This is a genomic window from Cellulomonas sp. URHB0016 (assembly GCF_054057935.1).
In genome coordinates, this window is sequence record NZ_JBSRZU010000001.1 from 1644135 (window position 1) to 1664138 (window position 20004).

Annotated in this window: 20 protein-coding genes and 1 riboswitch; of the genes, 7 read left to right on the plus strand and 13 right to left on the minus strand. The window is 74.3% G+C overall.

From position 1 onward, the window contains the following. Positions 1–27: 27 nt before the first annotated feature. The 3 genes from ACVW07_RS07670 to ACVW07_RS07680 form a co-directional block, all read right to left on the minus strand. Positions 28–867: a DUF4097 family beta strand repeat-containing protein gene (locus ACVW07_RS07670; RefSeq protein ID WP_456818652.1), complete on the minus strand. Its 840-nt coding sequence runs from the start codon at positions 865–867 to the stop codon at positions 28–30. A gap of 202 nt (positions 868–1069) precedes the next feature. Beyond that, positions 1070–1582: a toxin-antitoxin system HicB family antitoxin gene (locus ACVW07_RS07675; protein ID WP_456818653.1), complete on the minus strand. Its 513-nt coding sequence runs from the start codon at positions 1580–1582 to the stop codon at positions 1070–1072. Positions 1583–1736: 154 nt separating this feature from the next. Further along, positions 1737–2435 (minus strand): GNAT family N-acetyltransferase, encoded by a 699-nt coding sequence (locus ACVW07_RS07680; RefSeq protein WP_456818654.1) that lies wholly within the window; start codon positions 2433–2435, stop codon positions 1737–1739. A gap of 145 nt (positions 2436–2580) precedes the next feature. On the opposite strand from ACVW07_RS07680, the gene ACVW07_RS07685 reads away from it, so the two are divergent. Both ACVW07_RS07685 and ACVW07_RS07690 read left to right on the plus strand, forming a co-directional pair. Further along, complete coding sequence (locus ACVW07_RS07685) at positions 2581–3060, plus strand: OsmC family protein (protein ID WP_456818655.1); 480 nt, start codon at positions 2581–2583, stop codon at positions 3058–3060. A 5-nt stretch (positions 3061–3065) separates the two neighbouring features. Beyond that, entirely contained in the window at positions 3066–3836 is a 771-nt protein-coding gene (locus tag ACVW07_RS07690; protein ID WP_456818656.1) for a hypothetical protein, read from the plus strand. A gap of 153 nt (positions 3837–3989) precedes the next feature. Here the strand turns inward: ACVW07_RS07690 and ACVW07_RS07695 are convergent, their stop codons facing one another. Further along, complete coding sequence (locus ACVW07_RS07695) at positions 3990–4976, minus strand: aldo/keto reductase (protein WP_456818657.1); 987 nt, start codon at positions 4974–4976, stop codon at positions 3990–3992. An 83-nt stretch (positions 4977–5059) separates the two neighbouring features. Here ACVW07_RS07695 and ACVW07_RS07700 point away from each other — a divergent pair, with 83 nt between their 5' ends. From ACVW07_RS07700 to rocD, 3 genes are all read left to right on the plus strand, one after another. After that, a complete protein-coding gene (locus ACVW07_RS07700; RefSeq protein WP_456818658.1) occupies positions 5060–5530 on the plus strand; it encodes an SRPBCC family protein in 471 nt (156 codons plus the stop codon). Between the two features lie 222 nt (positions 5531–5752). Then, the gene (gene ddaH, locus ACVW07_RS07705) at positions 5753–6580 is read left to right on the plus strand and encodes a dimethylargininase (protein WP_456818659.1); all 828 of its coding nucleotides are present in this window, start codon (positions 5753–5755) and stop codon (positions 6578–6580) included. Between the two features lie 11 nt (positions 6581–6591). Then, positions 6592–7815: an ornithine--oxo-acid transaminase gene (gene rocD / locus ACVW07_RS07710; protein ID WP_456818660.1), complete on the plus strand. Its 1224-nt coding sequence runs from the start codon at positions 6592–6594 to the stop codon at positions 7813–7815. 48 nt (positions 7816–7863) lie between these two features. Here rocD and ACVW07_RS07715 read toward each other — a convergent pair whose 3' ends face one another. Further along, entirely contained in the window at positions 7864–8988 is a 1125-nt protein-coding gene (locus ACVW07_RS07715; RefSeq protein WP_456818661.1) for a hypothetical protein, read from the minus strand. Positions 8989–9363: 375 nt separating this feature from the next. Between ACVW07_RS07715 and ACVW07_RS07720 the strand changes: the two genes are divergently transcribed. Beyond that, positions 9364–9840, plus strand: coding sequence for an Lrp/AsnC family transcriptional regulator (locus ACVW07_RS07720; RefSeq protein ID WP_456818662.1), 477 nt, complete (start codon positions 9364–9366; stop codon positions 9838–9840). A 29-nt stretch (positions 9841–9869) separates the two neighbouring features. Here the strand turns inward: ACVW07_RS07720 and ACVW07_RS07725 are convergent, their stop codons facing one another. From ACVW07_RS07725 to ACVW07_RS07740, 4 genes are all read right to left on the minus strand, one after another. After that, complete coding sequence (locus ACVW07_RS07725) at positions 9870–10805, minus strand: universal stress protein (RefSeq protein ID WP_456818663.1); 936 nt, start codon at positions 10803–10805, stop codon at positions 9870–9872. A 151-nt stretch (positions 10806–10956) separates the two neighbouring features. Continuing rightward, positions 10957–11547 (minus strand): HNH endonuclease, encoded by a 591-nt coding sequence (locus ACVW07_RS07730; RefSeq protein WP_456818664.1) that lies wholly within the window; start codon positions 11545–11547, stop codon positions 10957–10959. A 244-nt stretch (positions 11548–11791) separates the two neighbouring features. After that, positions 11792–12571 carry a C40 family peptidase gene (locus tag ACVW07_RS07735; RefSeq protein WP_456818665.1) on the minus strand — a complete coding sequence of 260 codons (780 nt, stop codon included), beginning with the start codon at positions 12569–12571 and terminating at the stop codon, positions 11792–11794. Positions 12572–12573: 2 nt separating this feature from the next. Next, positions 12574–12738, minus strand: a riboswitch (cyclic di-AMP (ydaO/yuaA leader). A gap of 481 nt (positions 12739–13219) precedes the next feature. Beyond that, on the minus strand, positions 13220–13918 hold the full coding sequence (locus ACVW07_RS07740) for a metal-dependent transcriptional regulator (RefSeq protein ID WP_456818666.1): 699 nt from the start codon (positions 13916–13918) through the stop codon (positions 13220–13222). A gap of 112 nt (positions 13919–14030) precedes the next feature. On the opposite strand from ACVW07_RS07740, the gene serC reads away from it, so the two are divergent. Then, positions 14031–15176 (plus strand): phosphoserine transaminase, encoded by a 1146-nt coding sequence (serC, locus tag ACVW07_RS07745; protein ID WP_456818667.1) that lies wholly within the window; start codon positions 14031–14033, stop codon positions 15174–15176. A 99-nt stretch (positions 15177–15275) separates the two neighbouring features. Here serC and ACVW07_RS07750 read toward each other — a convergent pair whose 3' ends face one another. The 4 genes from ACVW07_RS07750 to ACVW07_RS07765 form a co-directional block, all read right to left on the minus strand. Continuing rightward, positions 15276–16019, minus strand: a complete 744-nt coding sequence (locus ACVW07_RS07750) for a hypothetical protein (protein ID WP_456818668.1) — start codon at positions 16017–16019, stop codon at positions 15276–15278. Positions 16020–16140: 121 nt separating this feature from the next. Next, positions 16141–18012 carry a DUF4012 domain-containing protein gene (locus tag ACVW07_RS07755; RefSeq protein WP_456818669.1) on the minus strand — a complete coding sequence of 624 codons (1872 nt, stop codon included), beginning with the start codon at positions 18010–18012 and terminating at the stop codon, positions 16141–16143. Positions 18013–18219: 207 nt separating this feature from the next. Next, positions 18220–19560, minus strand: a complete 1341-nt coding sequence (locus ACVW07_RS07760) for an MFS transporter (protein WP_456818670.1) — start codon at positions 19558–19560, stop codon at positions 18220–18222. Next, a complete protein-coding gene (locus ACVW07_RS07765; protein ID WP_456818671.1) occupies positions 19557–19979 on the minus strand; it encodes a MarR family winged helix-turn-helix transcriptional regulator in 423 nt (140 codons plus the stop codon). Before ACVW07_RS07765 ends, ACVW07_RS07760 begins: the two co-directional genes overlap by 4 nt. Positions 19980–20004 lie beyond the last annotated feature (25 nt).

Genomic DNA, 20004 nt, shown 5'->3' on the forward strand with positions numbered 1-20004 from the left:
CGGAGGTGGTCGCGCGGGTGTCGGGTCTCAGGCCTGCGGACGGCGGACGACGACGTCGCTGTAGCTGGTGCTGGCGCGCACCTCGACGGTCCGGTCGTTCTCCTCCGGGCCGGTGGCACCCGTGAGGAGGTTGCGGACCGTGCCGTGCTGAGAGCTGGCGTCGACCCAGGCGGCCGTGCCCTCGGGCACCCCGACCTCGATCCCGCCGTACGCGTTCTCGAGCTGGACCTTGCCGCTGACGGCCTGCTCGACCCGGATGTCGGCGTGGGCGGACCTGGCTGTGGTGTCACCGGAGGACCGGTGGATCGTGATGGCCCCGTGGGCGCCGTGGACGCGCAGGGTGCCGGCCGTCTCACCGATCTCCGTGTAGCCGTTGGTGCACTTGACGGTGGCGTCCCCGCCGAGCTCGCGGACCCGCACGCCACCGGCGCTCACCACGATGTCGGCGGTGCCGGTGACCCGGCCGACGACGACAGAGCCCGCCGTGGCACGCACGTCGAGCCGGCTGGCCTCGTCGACCCGGATGTCGCCGGCCCTGCTCGTGAACTGGCACGCCCCCAGGCGGCCCTGCGCGAACAGCGGGCCCAGAGCGCTGCCCCGCACCGCGGACCCCGCCGGCAGCTCGATCGTCACCTGCACAGAGGACTTGGTGAGGTACCGCCACCGGGCGGTCGTGCCGACGGTGAGCGTGCCGTCGTGGAACTCGACGCGCACCTCGTCGGCGGCCTTGACGTCGCCCGACTTGCCGGGGTCGTTCGGAGCGACGGTGACCACGGTGTCGGCGCGGTCGCTCGCGACCAGGTTGACCGACGAGGCGGCGAGATCGACGGTGACGGTGATCGGTTCTGGGGTCGCAAAGGCAGGCACGGTGACTCCTCGGGTTCTGGGCGGGCCCCGGGTGGAGGGGCGTCGTGACGGACCGACGGCATGGACCGGCGGACCGGCGATGTGGACCGGTGATGTGGACCGACGATGTGGACGGGCCATGTGGACCGGCGACGTGGACCGGCGATGTGGACCGGCGATGGGGACCGGCGACGGGGACCGGCGACGGGGACAGGCGGAGCGGTCAGCGCACCCAGCCGGTCAGGCGGCCGGAGGTGCTGGCGGCACGTGGCGGCGTCCGCGACGGTTCCGCCGGTAGGAGAGCAGCGGCGACCGCGCGCACGAGCCAGGTGTTGACGGACACGCCCTCACGTGCCGCAGCGCTCTCGACCTGCGCCTTGAGCTGGTCGGGGAGCCGGAGCGTGGTGCGGGACGTGGAGACGTCGTCGGGGTCCGGCACCGCCGGCCGCGACGGCTCGACGGTCTGGGGTGCGGCGTCCTCGAACGCCGCGGTCGGTGCGAGGGTGACGACGAACTCCGGCTCGCGGCCCCGGAGGCGGACGTCGACGGAGCCGGGAGCGAGCTCGCCGGTGATCTCGTCGGCTGCCGTCGAGAGCGCGTCGAGCAGGACGAGACGGACGGCCGAGTCGAGGGGCGCCGTCAGGCGCTCGGCGAGCTCACGCGCCTCGTCCCCGCCCGCACCGGCGGCGGTGGCGAGCTGGTGCTGCAGCTCGTCGACATATCGCGTCAGGTCCATGACGCCACTATGACACCATCGGTGGTGTCATGGCAAGAGACATGACACCACCTGTCATTCAGAGTGGTGTCACGCGAGAGCACCGAGAGTGAAACAGCAGGTCAGGGCGACGGCTGGCGACACCATCACCCAACGGGCTCCGCCGACGGTGAGCTCAACCAGGCGTGTTCACCATCGCGAACACCACGCGCTTCCGCAGCTCGAACCCCAGAGCGAGGTACAGCCGGATCGCGCGCTCGTTGTGCGCCGCGGCGTGCAGGAACGGCACCTCGCCCCTGGCCCGGATCCCGTGCGCCACGGCCAGCACCAGGCGCGACGCCAGACCTCGGCCACGCACGTCGGCGTCGGTGCACACCGCGCTGATCTCCGTCGCACCGCCGGGCCGCAGCCGCTCCCCCGCCATCGCGACGAGCCGCCCGTCACGGCGGATGCCGCGGTACGTGCCCGTGCGGTACGTCTCCGCGGCGAAGGGCCCCGGCTCGGTGCGGCCTGTCAGCGCCAGCATGTCCGGCACGTCGCCGGCCCCGAGCACCACGCTCTCCTCGTCGGGCGCTCCCACCAGCGAGGCGGCGGCGACCATCTGCACGCCCGGCAACGACCAGCTCCGGACCCAGCCGTCCGGGAGCTCGTCGGGCGCGGCCGCGATCGGCACCTGCTGCCCCGGTCCGACGAGCGCGACCAGGTCCGCCCACGAGGCCGGGTCGGCCGGATCGCGCAGCGCGACGAACGGCGAGACGGCCGGACGGTATCGCCGCGCACCGCCCGCGCCCTCCGCGAGGGACGCGTGCGCGCCCGTCAACGAGTGCCAGACGGGGTTGTCGAGCGCCTCGTCGAGGGGCAGGTCCGGATGCACGGCCGCGAGTCTAGGCCGCCCCGACAGCCGGCCGTGCGCCGCCCCCGCGAACGGCGGGAACCGGCGGGACCTGGCGGGACCGGGCGGTCCACGCGGTCGCGACGCGTCTCGCGCGACCCTCGCGACCCCGTGCGAGGATCGTCCGATGACGACGGACGACACCGCCACAGAGCCGGCCCCGGCGACCGTTCCCGACGTGACCACCAACGCCGGCGACACCAGCCTGTGGGTCGAGCGCACGGGCAAGCGCCGGTACACCGGACGCAGCTCACGCGGCGCCGAGGTGCTCATCGGCTCGGTCGGCGAGGAGGGCGCGTTCAGCCCGGGCGAGCTCCTCAAGATCGCCCTCGCCGCGTGCAGCGGCCTCTCGTCCGACTCCGCGCTCGCCCACCGGCTCGGCGACGACGTGCAGGTGACGATCAGCGTGAGCGGCATGAGCGACGTCGACGCCGACCGCTACCCCGCGTTCGCCGAGACCATGGACGTGGACCTGTCCGGGCTGGACCCGGCCGCACGTGAGCGGATCCTCACGGTCATCCACCGCGCCGTCGACCAGCACTGCACCGTCGGGCGCACGCTCCAGGCGGGCGCCGCGGTGACGCTGACGGTGGCCGGGGAGCGCTGACGCCGATGCCGTTCCTCGACGCCGCCCTCGCGAAGGCCGTGACCATCCCCTCGGCGACCATCCACCAGCACGTCGCCCAGCTGCGCCGCCGCAACCCGGAGGCCACCCCGGAGCAGCTCGTCAAGCTCCTGGAGAAGGAGTACCTGCTCGTCGTCCAGGGCGCGGGCGGAGCCGTCGGGGCAGCCGCCGCCGCACCCGCCGTCGGCACGGGCGTGGCGGTGGCGCTGACCGCCAGCGACGTCGCGACGTTCTTCGGGGCGTCGGCCGCCTTCGCGCTCGCCGTCGCGAGCGTGCACGGCATCGAGGTCGAGGACGCCGACCGGCGCACGGCGCTGCTGCTGTCGACCATCCTCGGCGAGTCCGGCGCCGCCGCCGTGCGCGACACCGTGGAGTTCAACGGTGCGAGCGTCGCACGCGTGCTCCTCACCCGGATGCCGCTCGCCACCGTGAAGAAGGTCAACAGCACCCTCACCCGGAAGATGGTCCGCACGCAGGTCGCCAAGCAGACCGGCGTGGCAGTCGGCCGGCTGATCCCCTACGGCATCGGCATCGTCGTGGGGATCACGGGTGCCCGCTCGCTGGGCCGCACGGTGATCCGCGGCGCCCGCGCGTCCTTCGGCCCTCCCCCGGCGACCTTCCCGCGCGTCATCGAGGTCGGGCCGTCCGAGACGCACACGATCCTGCCGCCGCCCAAGGGCCCGTCGAGGCTGCGCTCGCTCACGTCGAGGCGCACGTCGGCCGTCCCCGAGCAGAGCCCGCCGCCCGGCGAGGCCTGACCGACCGGTCGGCGAGGCCTGACCGACCGGTCGGCGAACGGACCGCCCGGCGAGGTCTGATCGACCGGTCGGCGACGCGGTCGGTCGGCGCCGCATCGGCTGGGCGGTTGCCCGGCGACGCGGTCGCCCGGCGCCACGTCGGCGGCCGGCCGCTCACCAGCGGGCGTGCACGTGCTCCCGGACGAGCTCGTCGTACACGCCGGCCAGGGCGTCGAGCGTGTCCTCGTCGAGCGGCGCGAGGTCCGCCGCGGCGGCGTTGGCGCGCGCCTGCTCCGCGTTGCGGGCGCCGGGGATGACGACGGACACGCCGGGCTGGTCGACGATCCACCGCAGCGCGAGCTGGGCGGTGCTGGCCCCGGTCGGCGTGAGCGACGAGACCTCCTGGGCGGCGGCGACCCCGACGTCGAACGGCACGCCGGCGAACGTCTCGCCGACGTCGAACGCCTCGCCGTGCCGGTTGTAGGTGCGGTGGTCGTCGGCGGCGAACCGGGTGTGCTCGTCGTACTTGCCCGACAGCAGCCCGGACGCCAGCGGGACGCGCGCCACGATGCCCACGCCGGCCGCGGCAGCCGCCGGGAGGACGGCCTCGAGCGGCTTGCGGCGGAAGACGTTGAGGATGATCTGGACGGTCGCGACGTGCGGCCGGGCGATCGCGGTGAGTGCTTCGTCGACCGTCTCGACGGAGACCCCGTAGGCGGCGACGCGCCCGTCGGAGACGAGCGTGTCGAGGTCCTCGTAGGTCGCGTCGCTCGAGTAGACGGCCGTCGGCGGGCAGTGCAGCTGCACGAGGTCGAGGGTGTCGACGCCGAGGTTGGTGCGGGACCGGTCGGTCCACTCCCGGTACGCGTCGAGCGTGTAGGCCTCGGGCACGTGCGGGTCGGCGCGGCGCCCCATCTTCGTCGCGACCGTGATCCCGTCACCGCCGTGCTCCGCGAGGAAGCGGCCCACGAGGCGCTCGGACCGGCCGTCGCCGTACACGTCGGCCGTGTCGAGGAACGTGACGCCCGCGTCGACCGCGGCCCGCAGGACCTCGAGCGCCGTCTCGTCGCCCACCGACCCCCAGTCGCCGCCGAGCTGCCAGCAGCCCAGTCCCACGACCCCGACCTGCCGACCCGTCCTGCCCAGCACCCGTGACTCCATGCCGCCGACGCTACCGTGGTCGGGGCCGGTCACCTCCCGACCGTCCGCCCTGCCGCCGCCCGCGCGTCCGCACCGGAGGTCCGATGAGCGAGGTCCGCGTCACCCGCACCCTGCCGCTGCCCGCCGACGAGGCGTGGGAGCTGCTCACCGACGTCCGGCACCACGAGCGATGGATCCCGTTCACCCGGGTCGAGACCGACGGGCCGCCTGCCCTCGGGACCAGGATCGTGGCCGTCTCGGGGCCGTTCGCGCGCGGCGGCGGGCGTGGGCTCGTGGACAGGATGCGCATCGCCCGGTACGACGTGCCGGCGCCCGGCCGGACGGGGGTCGCGACGTACGTCAAGGTCGGCCGGGTGCTGCGGGGCGAGGCACGGATCGAGATCACGGCCGCCGGTCCGGCGTCGTCGGAGGTCACCTGGGTGGAGGACGTGCACCTGGGCGGGTCCGTGCCGCAGGCTCTCGGCGCCGCCGTGGTGGGTCCCTTCGTGCAGGCGATGACCGCGTGGGCGTTGCGGAAGGTCGCAGCCGAGCTCCGCGCCGGCCACACAGGCTGAACAACGGATCGTCGCGAATAGCCTCTTCTGCGCAACGGATCGCGCCCAGACGCACAACTGCAGGTGCACGGACGCGTGCCTGGCTGTCTCGTACGCTCGAACACGACCGCCGCCACTCGTGCCGGGGCGGGCCGCTCACGCACCGACGGGAGCCTGCGCCGGCTCCCCACGGAGCGGGCACGCCGTCGACCGAGCACGCCACGAGGACCACCGAGGAGCCCGATGACCGCCGCCCCCGGCCGCACGGACCGCCACTACCTGATGTGCGAGCCCGTCCACTACACCGTGTCCTACGAGATCAACCCGTGGATGGACAAGACCCGGTTCACCGACGCCGAGCTCGCCGTCCGGCAGTGGCGCACCCTGCGGGACACCTACCTCGACCTCGGCCACACCGTCGAGACGATCGACCCGATCCCCGGGCTGCCGGACATGGTGTACGCGGCCAACGGCGCCACGATGGTGGACGGGGTCGTCTACTCCGCCCGGTTCCGCTACCCGGAGCGCGCCCCCGAGGGACCCGCCTACCAGAAGTGGTTCGCCGACCGCGGCTACGTCACGCACACGGCCGCCGAGACCAACGAGGGCGAGGGCGACCTGCTCACCGTCGGTGACCTGATCCTCGCCGGTACCGGCTTCCGCACCGACCGGGCCGCCCATGCGGAGGCGCAGGAGCTGTTCGGCCGGCCCGTCGTCTCGCTCGAGCTGGTGGACCCGGACTACTACCACCTCGACACCGCGCTGGCCGTCCTGTCGAGCGACCCGGCCCACCCGCAGGTCGCCTACTACCCGCCCGCGTTCTCGGCCGGCTCCCGGGCCGTCCTGCACCAGCTGTTCCCGGACGCGGTCCTCGCCACCGAGCAGGACGCGCGGTCGCTCGGTCTCAACGCCGTCTCCGACGGCGCTCACGTGGTCGTCGCTCCCGGCGCCACCGACCTGGCCGCCGCCCTGCGCGAGCGCGGCTACACCCCGATCCCCGTGGACACGAGCGAGCTGCTCAAGGGCGGCGGCGGCGCCAAGTGCTGCACGCTCGAGATCCGCACGACCTGAGGGAAGCAGACATGACCGCGGTGCAGAACGAGCCGCTCACCAGCGTCCTGGCACACAACTACCACCCCCTGCCCGTGACCGTGACCGAAGGGCTGGGCTCGTGGGTCACCGACACCCACGGGCACCGCTACCTCGACCTCCTGTCGGCGTACTCGGCACTCAACTTCGGCCACCGGCACCCGGCGCTCGTCGCGGCGGCGCACACCCAGCTGGACCGGCTCACGCTCACGTCGCGGGCGTTCGACCACGACCTCCTGCTGCCGTTCGCGTCGGCGCTGGCCGACCTCGTCGGGCCGCTGGTGGCGGGCGAGCCGATGGTGCTCCCGATGAACACGGGCGCCGAGGCGGTCGAGACGGCGATCAAGGCGGCCCGCAAGTGGGGCTACGACGTCAAGGGCGTACCCGACGGGCGGGCCACGATCGTGGTCGCCGACGGCAACTTCCACGGGCGCACGACGACCATCGTCTCGTTCTCGTCCGACCCCGACGCACGCACCGGCTTCGGGCCCTTCACGCCGGGGTTCCGGCGCGTCCCGTACGGCGACGCCGCCGCCGTCGAGGCCGCGATCGACGAGACCACCGTCGCGGTGCTCCTCGAGCCCGTGCAGGGCGAGCAGGGCGTCGTCGTCCCGCCCGACGACTACCTGCCGGCCGTCCGCGCCGCCTGCACCCGGGCCGACGTGCTGCTCGTCGCGGACGAGGTCCAGTCCGGCCTCGGCCGCACGGGCACGACGCTCGCCTGCGAGCTGTGGGGCGTGCGGCCGGACCTGGTGACGCTCGGCAAGGCGCTCGGCGGCGGGATCGTGCCCGTCTCGGCGGTCGTCGGGCGCGCGGACGTGCTCGGCGTCCTCACACCGGGCACCCACGGCTCCACGTTCGGCGGCAACCCGTTGGCGTGCGCCGTCGGCCTCGCGGTGGTCGACCTGCTCGACACCGGCGAGCCGCAGGCCCGCGCCCGCGTGCTCGGGGTGCACCTCGGGGGCCGGCTCGACGGCCTGGTCGCAGCCGGCATGCTCCGCTCGGTGCGGCGCGTCGGTCTGTGGGCCGGGCTCGACGTCGACCCGGCCCGACCCGGCGGGCCGTCGACGGGGCGCGAGCTGTGCGAGCGGATGCTCGCCCGCGGGGTGCTCGCCAAGGACACGCACGGCCGCACGCTGCGGCTCGCGCCGCCGCTGACCATGAGCGACGAGGAGCTCGACCTGGCCGTCGACCGGCTCACGGACGCCCTGGCATAAGAGACGGCGCCGGCGCTCGGGCCGTGTCCCTCCCGCCAGGGCGCCCGGTCAGCCGAAGGTGATCGCCGTGTACAGGCACTCGCCGTACGAGACGCCGCCCATGGTGCACGGCGCCGTGACGGCCCCGATGTAGGCCGTGGAGTAGTCGCCCACCATGATCGCGCGGTGGCTCCCGGAGTTCGCGTAGGCGTCGATCATCGCCGACGAGCTCGGACCGCTGACCCGGCCCACGATCTCCGGGGTCGCACCGCTGTGGTAGATGCTGTTCGACGCCGCCATCTGCTGGGCGTGCGAGACCCGCGCGCCCGACGACACGATGGCCAGCGCGCCGAGGCCCTGGGACGCCCGGAAGCTGTTCAGCGCGGCACCGACGGAGCCGGCCGAGAACACCGTCCCGGCACCGCCGGAGGGCTCCGCCGGTTCCTCGACGGGCGCGGCGGAGCCACCGGTCGGGGCCGTGCGCGTCCTCGGGGTCGAGGTCGAGGTCCGTGGCTTGCTGCTCCTCGCCGCGGCGGCGGCCTGGGCGGCGGCCTGGGCGGCAGCCGCCTGCTCGGCGGCGATCCGCGCGTCCTCGGCGGCCTGCCACGCGGCCTGCGCCTGCGCGGCGGCCGCATCGGGTGCGGCGAGCCCGGCGGTCACGGCGCGCAGGGCGGCGGGCGACAGGTGCGCGTCGGCGACCGCCTTCGTGAGGGCGTCGGACGCACCCTGCAGCGCGGCCCGCGGCGCGTCACCCGCGTTCGGGGTCGCTGCCAGCGTGGCGGCGGCGTGCGCGAGGGCAGCCTGCGCGGCGGCTTTGACCTGCGCGCGGCCCGCGTCGTAGACGACGACCGACGCGTGCCGGCCGGCGGTGCGGGCAGCGGCGGCGTCGACGCCCTGCGCCGCGACGACCTCGTCGACCCGGGTGTGCGCCTGCGCGGCCTCCTCGGCAGCCTGGGCGCGGTCACGCTGGATGCCCCAGGTGGCCGATCCGGTGGCGACGAGCGCGAACGCGACGGCGCCCGCCACGGCGACCGGCACCTTGCGCCGGCGCACGGGCGCGGGCGCGGGCGCGGCCTCCTGGTGCACCCGCTGCGTCGGGATCGTCGGCGTGCGGCGTCCGGTCTCCTCACGCGGCGAGACCGGCGGCGCGGCTGGCGCGCTCCCGGTCTCGACGGGCGGAAGGGGCGTGGGCACCCCGGCGGCGTGGGGCGGCGCGCTGGGCGGGCCGTCGACGACACGCGCCGGCGCCGCACCCGGCTGTCCTCCCGCCCCGTCACCCGGAGGTCGTGGGTGCTGCCGCGGGATCCTGCTCAACGACCGATCTGCGTCCTTGACCACGTTGCCTCCCCGACGAACGTGAACCCTGCCGCCGACGTGACGGAGGTGCTCCGGCCAGTGATATCGGTGCATCTCAGGTCAGGCTTGAGCACTCCGACGTCCGACTTGAGCCCTCTCGTGTCCTCTGCGGGTCTTTGCCAGAATCGAGGCAACCCCTGCACCTGTCCAGTCGAACGGACATGACGCCGCTCACACCCGCGCATGCCCGCCCCGCGCGCGATGATGTGTCCCGTGCCCGACACCGCCGCCCTCGACCCGCTCGACACCGCGATCCTGCGGGTCCTCGCCACCGATGCCAGGGCCACGTTCGCGCAGGTCGGGACGCGGGTCTCGCTGTCCGCGCCCGCCGTCAAGCGGCGGGTCGACCGGTTGCGCGAGCGCGGCGTCATCCGGGGGTTCACGGTGCGGCTCGACCCCGGGGCCATGGGCTGGCACACGGAGGCCTTCGTCGAGCTGTTCTGCCACGGCTCCACCAGCCCGGCCACCATGCGTGACGCCGTCGAGCAGTACCCCGAGGTGGTCGCCGCCAGCACGGTGACCGGCGACGTCGACCTGATGGTGCAGGTCCGCGCGCGGGACATGCGGCACCTCGAGCGCGTCGTCGAGCGCCTCGCGGCCGAGCCGTTCGTGTCCCGCACCCGGTCGACGGTGGTGCTGTCCGCCCTGGTCCGGCGACCGGAGGTGCCGGGCGGCGCCGTGGACGACTGAGCCCGTCGACGACCCGTTGCGGGGGCGCGCTACGCCGGCGGCTCCTCCTGCGCGCACCGGTGCGTCACGACGAGCACCGGGCACTCGGAGTGGTGCAGCACCGCCTGGCTCGTCGAGCCGAGCAGCAGGCCGGCGAACCCGCCACGCCCCCGTGACCCGACGACGATGATGTCGGTGGCCACCGAGAACTCCGTGAGGAGCTCGGCGCCGCCGCCGTCCAGCGCGTGCCGCTTGACGACGACGTCCGGGTGGCCGACGAGGGCGCGGTCGACGACGACGTCGAGCCCCTCGGCCATGTCGCGGAGCACCTGCTCGTGGTCCACGGCGTCCGGCAGCCACGCCAGCATGCCCGTGAGCGATCCCAGCGGGACGCCCGCCACGGCCGTCACCTCCGCACCCCAGATCTCGGCCTCGGCGATCGCGTACCGCAGCGCCTGCTCGGCCCGCGGAGACCCGTCCACGCCCACGACGATGCGCCGGACCGGTCGGATCGGCGGCAGCGCCGCGTCGTCCGGGAGGGCGTGCCCGTGCTCCCGCAGGGGGACGACGACGGTCGGGCAGTACGCGTGGGCGGGGAGCGCCGACGACACCGTGCCGAGGAGCCGGTCCGCGAACCCGCCGCGACCCCGGGTGCCGACGACGGCCATCCTGACGTCCCGGGACAGCTCCACCAGCACGCCCGCAGCGTCACCGGTCATCACCTTGGCCGTGGCGGGAACCGCGCTGTCCGCCACCCGCTCCAGGGCCTCGGCCAGCACGGCCTTGGCCCCCTGCTGGATCGCCGTGTCGTCGAGCGCGGCGTACCCACCGTCCAGGGATGCCGCGGTGAACGACGGCAGCGCGTAGGAGCAGACCAGGCGCAGGCCCCAGCCGTGCACGTGTGCGGTCGCGGTCGCCCAGTCGAGCGCGTGCAGGCTCGCCGCCGAGCCGTCGAGGCCCACGAGCACCACGTCGTCCCGCACCATGTGGACCCCTCCGTGCTCGTCGCCGCGCACCGCGTGTCCGCCGGCTCCGGCTGCCGCCGGGACCAGTGTGGCCCTTCCGGACCTCGCGGCGCACCCGTCCGGGCAGCACGTCCGCGCGCAGGTCACACCGTGGGACCGCTCACGCCGGGGGTCAGGCGGGCACGTACGCCGACCAGAGCGGCTCGCTCTTGGCGGCACCCGCGGCGAACATGACCGTCCACCGGGGAGCCCGGGGCGTGAACGACAGGGACCAGCCGATCTCGTGCAGCAGCCGGTCGGCCTTGCGGTGGTTGCACCGCATGCAGGCCGCCACGACGTTGGTCCACTCGTGCCGCCCGCCGCGCGACCGCGGGTGGACGTGGTCCACCGTGTCCGCCCCGCCGCCGCAGTAGGCGCAACGGTGGCTGTCCCGCTGCAGCACGGTCCGGCGGGTCGGGGGGACCGGGTGACGCATCGGCACGTGCACGTACCGCGTGAGGCACAGCACCACCGGGAGGGGGACGGACACGTGCTCGGAGTGCAGCACGCGGCCGTCGGTCTCCAGCACGGTCGCCTTCTCGGTCATCACGAGGGACACGGCCCGTCGCAGGCTCACGATGCACAGCGGTTCCATGCTCGCGTTGAGGAGCAGCGTCCGGGCCCCCGACGCGATGAGGGGCGCGGAGGCCCGCGCGGCGGTCGGGGTTGTCGTTGGCGTCGGGGTTGTCGTTGGCTCGGTCAGCACGGCGGACTCCCACCTCATGGGTCGGACCGGCTGGCTGACGGCCCGGCGGAGCGTGCAACAGCGTGGTGCGCGACCAGCGTACGCGTCGACCTGGGCGGCACCCAGGGAGATCCGGGCACGTGGCCCGGACCTCACCCGCCCGGCCGACTCGCCCCGCTCAGGGGCGGCAAACGCTCCGGGCAGACGACGAGGCCCCGACGACGGTGACGTCGTCGGGGCCTCGAGTCGACCGGCCGGCTGTTCGGAGCCGGCGGCGCTGGCGTCAGCCGATCCGGATGAACACCGGGGAGCTCTGCCAGATGGTGCGGAACTGGACCGTCTTGCCCGGGCGGGGCGAGTCGATCTGCTCGTCGCCGCCGGCGTAGATGGAGATGTGGCCGGGGCTCCAGATGAGGTCGCCGGGCTGCGCGTCCTCACGGGAGATGATCGTGCCGGCAGCCTTGATGCCCGACGACGTGCGCGGCAGGTCGATGCCGAGCTGCGCGTAGACGTACGAGACGAAGCCCGAGCAGTCGAAGCCGTCCGGCGTCGAGCCACCCGAGACGTACGGCGTACCGACGTAGCGGGCGGCGATCTCGAGCACCGCGTTGCCGGAGACCGACTGCGGGATCGGGGCGTTGACGACGGTCGACGTGGTGGCGGCAGCGGCGGCGCGAGCCGTGCTGCGCGAGGCGGCGGCGGTGGCCGCGCGCGTCACCTTGACCTCGACCGGCTTGACGGCGGTCACGGCCGGGGCGTCGAACGTCCACGCAGCCTCAGCGGGCGCTGTGACGACGGGCGACGTGTTGAGCACGGCACGCGCGGACGCGGTCAGCGCCGCGGTGTCCACGGCGTTGAGGGACCCGGCGGCCTCGTCGGAATGGGCGGTGGCGTTCGCCGGGACGCTCAGCATCGTCACGACGAGGCCCGAGGAAGCGGCGACGACGGCGGTACGGCGGCCGACGGTCCCCATCTGCTCCGATGCGGCCGAGGCAAGCTCGGTCAGGGGCGTCGAGGGTCGACGCGCTGCGCGATGGCGGGCGCGAGTGGTGCTCACGGTCACGTGGTGCCTCTCCTGTCGCCTGCGAGGTGAGCTGTCGGGTTCGGGTGGGAGAACACCCGGCCGCTGTGACGGTAGAGCTGTCACCGCGACTTCACCCCAAGGACACCGTTTCCGGTGCCCAAACTTGGGTCCCCCGCCCCTGCCGGCGGTTCGTGCGGAACCTCGAAACGGCGGCAGGGCTAGGCGTTCCGCTCGAGGGCTTCTCCAGAGGAGGGTTCCGGGGAAGCAGGTCGAACGTACAGGACCCTTCCCGCCATTGTCACGTTCCGATCACGAACTCACCGGGTGGAACTGGACGCACGTCCTGGTCGGACACCGCTGACCTGCAGAGATGCACGTCACGCGCGTGGGAGCGCGGGCATCCGGGCACGATCGGACATGCCGACGACGTCGCCCGCGTCCGGTATGCGGGCGTCATCGGACGGTCGCACGCTGGTCACGCCGCACACGACGCCAGGGGCTCGGTCGACACCCGGGCGCACGGTCGCGAGGACGGGCCCGAGGAGCCTCGGCAGGCAGGCAGGCAAGCGGTCCGTCGCGCGCAGCCCGTCGGGCGCAGCCCGTCGCGCGCAGCACGGCCGTCCTGCAGGCAGGCGGTCCGTCGCGGAGCAAGGCCACCCCGCTGCAGGCGGCCCGTCGCGCGACAGGTCAGGGGGCGCCGACGAAGATGTGCCGCGCGACGTCCTCGGGCAGGTCGAGGACGGTCTCCGAGCCCGGCGCCCCGACCGTGACGATCCCGGCCGCACGCTCGATGGCGATCTCGCGGCCGGGCCGTACGCCGGCCTCCGCGAGCCGGGCCAGCAGCTCGACGTCGACCTGCAGCGGCTCCGCGATCCGGGCCACCACGGCACGGGAGCCTGCACCGTTGGTGCCGTCGTACGACGTGAGCGGCGTGACCCCGTCGAGGAAGCCGACGCGGGTGACGTCCTCGCCGATCTCCGCCAGCCCGGGGATGGGGTTGCCGTAGGGGTCGAAGTGCGGGTGGTCGAGGAGCGCGGCGAGCCGCTTCTCGACGCGCTCGCTCATCACGTGCTCCCAGCGGCAGGCCTCCTCGTGCACGTACGGCCACTCGAGGCCGATGACGTCCGTGAGCAGGCGCTCCGCGAGGCGGTGCTTGCGCATGACGCGCACCGCCTTGGCGTAGCCGGCGTCCGTCAGCTCGAGATGACGGTCCCCCGTCACGACCACGAGACCGTCACGCTCCATCCGGGCCACCGTCTGCGACACCGTGGGGCCCGAGTGGCCGAGCCGCTCGGCGATCCGGGCGCGCAGCGGCGTGCGGCCCTCCTCGGTGAGCTCGTAGATCGTCTTGAGGTACATCTCCGTCGTGTCGATCAGGTCGCTCACCGCACTGCCTCCCGCGTCTGTTCTGCACGGCCCGGCATCGCGGGCCCTGCGCTGTGCACAGGCTAGTTGGTCGGACCGACGCGCCGGAGCCGCGACGGCCTATTCTCGGGCGGTGCCCGACGCTCACGACACGCCCCCCGCCCTGACGATCCCCGCGCACCTGCTGCCCCGGGACGGCCGGTTCGGCTCCGGCCCCTCCAAGGTGCGCGCGGAGCAGCTCGCGTCCCTCGCGGGACGGGGCGCCGCGCTCATGGGGACGTCGCACCGACAGGCCCCGGTGCGTGCCCTGGTCGGGCGGGTCCGTGCCGGCCTGGCGGAGCTCGTCGGCGCACCCGACGGCTACGAGGTGGTGCTCGGCAACGGCGGCTCGACCGCGTTCTGGGACGTCGCCACCCTGTGCCTCGTCGAGCAGCGCAGCGCGCACGCCGCGTTCGGCGAGTTCGGTGCGAAGTTCGCTGCGGCCGCGTCCCGCGCACCGTTCCTCGCCGAGCCGGTCGTGACCACGGCACCTCCCGGCCAGGCCGTGGTCCCGCCGCACGCCGACGGGGTCGACGTCTACGCCTGGGCGCACAACGAGACGTCCACCGGCGTCGTCGCCCCCGTGCGGCGCGTCGCAGGCTCGCGCGAGCAGGGCGCGCTCATCGTGGTGGACGGGACGTCCGCGGCCGGCGGCCTCGCCGTCGACCTGGCGCAGACCGACGCCTACTACTTCGCCCCGCAGAAGTCGTTCGCCTCCGACGGCGGGCTCTGGCTCACCTTCCTGTCGCCTGCGGCGGTCGAGCGTGCCGCGCGGGTCGAGGCGTCGGGCCGGTGGGTGCCCGAGACCCTCTCGCTGACCACGGCGGTGACCAGCTCCCGCCTGGACCAGACGCTCAACACCCCGGCCATCGCGACCCTGTGGCTGCTCGCCGAGCAGGTCGACTGGATCCTTGCCCAGGGCGGCATCGCCTGGGCGACGGCCCGCACCGCGACGTCCGCCGGGCACCTGTACGGCTGGGCGGAGGCGCGCGACTGGGCGACGCCCTTCGTCGCGGACCCGGAGGCGCGCTCGTCGGTGGTCGGCACGATCGACCTGTCCCCGGAGATCGAGGCGGCCACCGTCGCCGCCGTCCTGCGGGCGCACGGCGTCGTCGACGTCGAGCCCTACCGCAAGCTCGGCCGCAACCAGCTGCGCATCGCGATGTACCCGGCGGTCGACCCCGAGGACGTGCTCGCGCTCACCGCCTGCATCGACCACATCGTCGACCGTCTCGTCTGACCGCGACCTGCAGGCCTCCGGGTCCCGTCAGGACGACGACGCCCGCCCCGTGACCCACGGGGCGGGCGTCGTGACGAGCGGGCCGGGACCGTCCGGCGGTCAGGCTGCCGGTCCGGCCGAGCGGCGGCGGCGGGCGACGAAGGCGAGGGTGAGCCCGCCGACGGTCACCAGGAGCACCGCACCGACGAGCAGCGGCGCGGCGTTGCTGCCGGTCGCGGAGAGGACCTCGGCGGACGCAGGCGTGGCGGCGACGACGTTACCTGCGTGGGTGGCGCTCGGCGTCGAGGACAGGACCTCGCTGCTGGAGGGCGACGGGGTGGACGTCGGCGTCGGGGTCGGGCTCGGGGTCGGGTCCACGGGCGGGACCTCGTGGCAGGCGACCTCGGGAGGCGCCGCCGCCGCGGAGACCGACGCCGTGGGCCCCACCTGGAACCTCAGCTGCACGATCGAGCGCAGCGCGTCCACGACCGCGGCCGGCCACTCGACCGTCCCGCTCATGGGGAGACCGCTCAGCGTCACGGTGTTGCCCCCGGGACCCGTGAACGTGAGGTTCACGGTGCTCGCGAGAGGCTCGGGGACGCCCTCCTCGTGGACGGCGTACTGGAGCTGCTCCACGTCGTCGTTGCAGATCGAGGCCGCCGAGACGCTCAGGAGACACGGGAGCGGCACGCCGTAGTCGTCCGTGTCGCCCAGGCAGCCGTCCTTCGGCTGGGTGGCCGTGGGCGACGGGGCCGGCGTGGCGCTGTGCACGGGAGGGCCGGCCGCGAACGCGACCCCGGGTGCACCGAGCGCGACGACTGCGGCCACGGTCGCCACGACGCACGCCCTCAGGATCTTGCTCATGACGTTCTCCCTGCAGAGGACCGAATATCCGATTTGCCCCCATGCTCCCCCTGCGACGGGTAATCAGACAGGGGCAGAACGGGTGATTTCGGACCCCGCCCCGGGGTTCACCCGGACGGGTTCAGCGCGACGGGCAGGATGCCCTGACGAACCCCGGCGACGTCGTCGTCGGGGTGGTCCACACCTCGACCCGGCCGTCCCGGACCGGGACGTCGAACCGGTAGGTCTGCCGACCCCCGGGCGGCAGCAGCGACGGCACGACCTGCACCTCGCGCCCCTCGACCTGTGCCGAGGCGCCCGAGACGAAGGTGTTCTCGTCGAGCCGCACCGGCACGCTCCCTGCACCTGCCGGCCCGAAGACGCTGACGGTCGAACCGACCCATCCCGGTGCGACGGCGGGCGAGTGGCCGAGCACGTAGGCCGGTGCCGAGGTGATGTCCGCGGGCGGGTCGTAGGCCAGGTCCAGCCGGACGGTCGCCGACGGGTCGGGTCCCGTGCACCGCAGGTCCTCCACCGTGACGGTGCTGCGCAGGTAGTAGTCGAGCTTGCCCATGGTCGCGTCGTTGAGGAACACGCCGGCCGCGTCGCCGAACCCTCCGCTGAGGAACGCCGCACCGAGCGGGACGGCCGCCAGCCGGGCCTGCTCGTCGGGGTGCGCGGACCAGATCCGGATCCGGCCGTCGCGCCCCTGCTCGGCGGCCGCCTGCGCGAGGGCCAGCGTGTCGAAGGACGTCGTGGTGAGCGTGCCGAAGATGGTCGCCGCGACCGAGGTAAAGAAGCGGTCGCTGTCCAGCCCCTCGGGGAAGCGCAGATAGGCGTCGTGCAGCACGGCAGGGATCAGGGTGTCGGCGGTGAGCCGCGTGCCCGCGCCGCCGTCCGGGACCGTCACCGGGCCGAGCACCTTGAGCAGCCCCGCCACGGCCACGGGGTCGGTGGCGACCACGCCGTCGACGTCCTCGCCCACGCTGACCTTCCACCGGGCGGCGAGGAGCTGCGCGGACCGGGGGAAGTCCGGCGTCTGCACGGCGTTCTGCACGTTGCGGCCCAGGCCGGGACCGGCAGTCACCAGCTCACCGTCGGTGAGCGGCAGCACAGGCTCCGGCAGGCCGCGCAGGTCGTTCGTGGAGAGCTGGGTGCCGATCGTCAGGACGCCGTGGTCGGCGTGCACCACCACGAGGCTGCCCACGATCCCGCCGGCGCTGCGCAGCTCGGCCGAGTTGAGCGCCACCACCAGGTAGCTGCGCGGCCCGTCGGCGCCCAGCATCGGCGGCAGCAGCGCCGCGGCCTGTGCGCCCCCGCCGAGGGCGCCCGAGAGCCGGGCGAGCGCGTCCTGGGCACTGTCCACGGGGTCGAGGAGGGGGCCGACGAGCTCGTCGGTCTCGATGCCGTCGACGCGCGCCTGGGCGGACCGGGCGACGACCGCGGCGTCCGCGAGGGCCGGCGCGGCGGCGGCCAGCGGGGCGAGGTCCACGCGTCCGTCGACATCCCGCAGGCCCGAGCCGCCGACGAGGACACTGAGGTCGGCGGCCGCGGGGAGCGCCCGGTGCGTCACGTCGTCGAGCGCTGCCGACAGGGTCCGTACCGCGGCGAGCTGCGGGCCGAGCCTCGGCAGGTGCTCGGCGGCACGCCACACGGGGTCGTGCGACGCGGCACGCGCGCGGGCGGTGGCGTGCTGCGCGGCAGTCAGGTCGGCGGCCAGGCGGTCGGGGTCACGGTCGTCGACACCGCGCTGCACGTCCGCGACGACCGCCTTGGCGTCGCGCAGCGCCGCCGTGGCCTGGTACCCGCGGAACGCCAGCCAGCCGCCGGCGAGCAGCACCGCCAGCAGCACGAGCGCGACGACGAGGACGACCCTGCCGAGCCACCTGCCGCGGAGCGGCGGGGACGCGTCGGCGACCCCGTCCAGCCCTCCCCCGGCAAGGGTGCCGTCGTCCGCTCCTGGTCGACCCTCCTCGACCACCACCGGACCGGTCCCCTCGCCCTGAGCACCCACCGGGCGATCCTCACATGTCGGGCAGAAGGGTCGATACGGCAACCGGTGGAGTTCACCCGGACCGCCGTACCGGCCCGGCCGCCTCGGTCGGCGCCGCGAGCCCGGTCGGCTGGGCCTGCCTGGTCGGCCCCGTCGGCGCCGCCGGCCTGGTCGGCGCCGCCGGCCCGGCCGGCTCGGTCAGCGCCGTGAGCCCGGCCGGCCCGGTGGTCAGGCCGCCGTCTGCGCGTCGGCCGCGTCCCGGGCCCCCGACAGCTCCCGCGACCCCCTCGGCGCGGGAACCCCGTCCGCCGCCGGCTCCTGCCGGTACACCTCGAGGTGGGGCCGGGCGACGACGTGGTACCGCACGCGCACGTGCCAGTTCCGGCGCACCCAGAGCGTCGCGCCGCTCGCGACGAGGAGCGCGGAGATCGAGCCGACGCCGATGGACCAGCGGGCTCCGAACGTCTCACCGATCCAGCCGACGATCGGCGAGCCGATGGGCGTCGCGCCGAGGAACACCATCATGTAGAGCGACATGACGCGCCCGCGGACGGCCGGGTCGGTGCTCATCTGGATCGTCGCGTTCGCCGCCGTCATCATCGTGAGCGAGGCCAGCCCCACCGGGACGCACGCGACCGCGAACGACACGTAGGTCGGCATGAGGGCCATGACGCCCGTCGCGAGGCCGAACCCGAAGGCCGCGCCGATGACGAGCCGGACCCGCGGCCGTTCCCGGCGAGCGGCGAGCAGTGCGCCGGTGAGCGACCCGATGGCGAGGATCGAGCCGAGGATCCCGTACTCCCCCGCGCCCTTGCCGAACTCGGTGCGCGCCATCATCGCGCTGGTCAGCTGGAAGTTGAGGCCGAACGTCGACACGACCCCGACGACGACCATGATCACGACGATGTCGCTGCGGCCCCGCACGTACGCGAGTCCCTCGCGGAGCTGCCCCGTCCCGCGGGTCGCGGTGGGCATGCGGTGCAGCTCGGAGGTCCGCATCCGGGTCAGCGAGAGGATCGTGGCCGCGAACGACACCGCGTTGATCAGGAACACCCAGCCGGTGCCGACGGCGGCGATGAGCAGGCCGGCCGCTCCGGGGCCGATGAGCCGGGCAGCGTTGAACGACGCGCTGTTGAGGCCGACGGCGTTGGAGAGCCTGGCCCCCGGGACGAGCTCGGCGACGAACGTCTGCCGCACGGGCCCGTCGACGGCCGCGACACAGCCCAGCAGGGCCGCGAACACGTACACGTGCCAGAGCTCGGCACGCCCGGACAGCACCAGCGCGCCGAGACCGGCGGCGAGCAGGCCCATCCCGCCCTGCGTCGCCATGAGGAGCTTGCGGCGGTCCATCCGGTCGGCGAGCAGCCCGGCCCACGGGGACAGGACGAGGACCGGCGCGAACTGCAGCGCGGTCGTGATCCCGACGGCGACGCCGGAGCTGTCCGTGAGCTGCGTGAGCACCAGCCAGTCCTGGGCGACGCGCTGCATCCAGGTGCCGATGTTGGCCACCAGGGCGCCGGCGAACCAGAGCCGGTAGTTGCGGAACCTCAGGCTGTCGAACGTGCTCACGACTGGGCGATCCTCCGGAGCAGCTCGACGGCGTCCGTGAGGACCTGTCGCTCGTCGGGAGTCATCTCCTCGAGCCGCCGCGTGAGCCAGGCGTCGCGGCGGCGGCGCGTCTCCGCGACCTCGGCGACGCCGGCCTCGGTGAGGCTCACGACGACCTGCCGGCCGTCGGTGGGGTGCTCGGCCTTGCGCACGAGGCCGAGCTCGACCAGGCCGTTGACGGTGCGCGTCATGCTCGGCGGCTGGATCCGCTCGATGTCGGCGAGCTGGCCCGGCGCGAGCGGGCCCTTCTTCGTCAGCCAGAGCAGCACGTTGTACTGCGGGTCCGTGAGGCCGGCCTCGCCACGCTGCTGACGGATGCGGCGCGCGGCCTGGCCGAGGGCGACGCGGAGCTCTCCGGAGAGGGTGTGGACGGGAGGCATGTCATGAGCATAACTCATTACCTTG

Bases quoted from the DNA above. Each gene is read 5' to 3' on its own strand.
- ACVW07_RS07700 (WP_456818658.1), top strand. From the start codon at position 5,060: ATGAGCGAGGTCCGCGTCACCCGCACCCTGCCGCTGCCCGCCGACGAG.
- rocD (WP_456818660.1), top strand. From the start codon at position 6,592: ATGACCGCGGTGCAGAACGAGCCGCTCACCAGCGTCCTGGCACACAAC.
- ACVW07_RS07685 (WP_456818655.1), top strand. From the start codon at position 2,581: ATGACGACGGACGACACCGCCACAGAGCCGGCCCCGGCGACCGTTCCC.
- ACVW07_RS07695 (WP_456818657.1), bottom strand. From the start codon at position 4,976: ATGGAGTCACGGGTGCTGGGCAGGACGGGTCGGCAGGTCGGGGTCGTG.
- ddaH (WP_456818659.1), top strand. From the start codon at position 5,753: ATGACCGCCGCCCCCGGCCGCACGGACCGCCACTACCTGATGTGCGAG.
- ACVW07_RS07730 (WP_456818664.1), bottom strand. From the start codon at position 11,547: ATGAGGTGGGAGTCCGCCGTGCTGACCGAGCCAACGACAACCCCGACG.
- ACVW07_RS07750 (WP_456818668.1), bottom strand. From the start codon at position 16,019: ATGAGCAAGATCCTGAGGGCGTGCGTCGTGGCGACCGTGGCCGCAGTC.
- ACVW07_RS07725 (WP_456818663.1), bottom strand. From the start codon at position 10,805: ATGGTGCGGGACGACGTGGTGCTCGTGGGCCTCGACGGCTCGGCGGCG.
- ACVW07_RS07690 (WP_456818656.1), top strand. From the start codon at position 3,066: ATGCCGTTCCTCGACGCCGCCCTCGCGAAGGCCGTGACCATCCCCTCG.
- ACVW07_RS07765 (WP_456818671.1), bottom strand. From the start codon at position 19,979: ATGCCTCCCGTCCACACCCTCTCCGGAGAGCTCCGCGTCGCCCTCGGC.
- ACVW07_RS07675 (WP_456818653.1), bottom strand. From the start codon at position 1,582: ATGGACCTGACGCGATATGTCGACGAGCTGCAGCACCAGCTCGCCACC.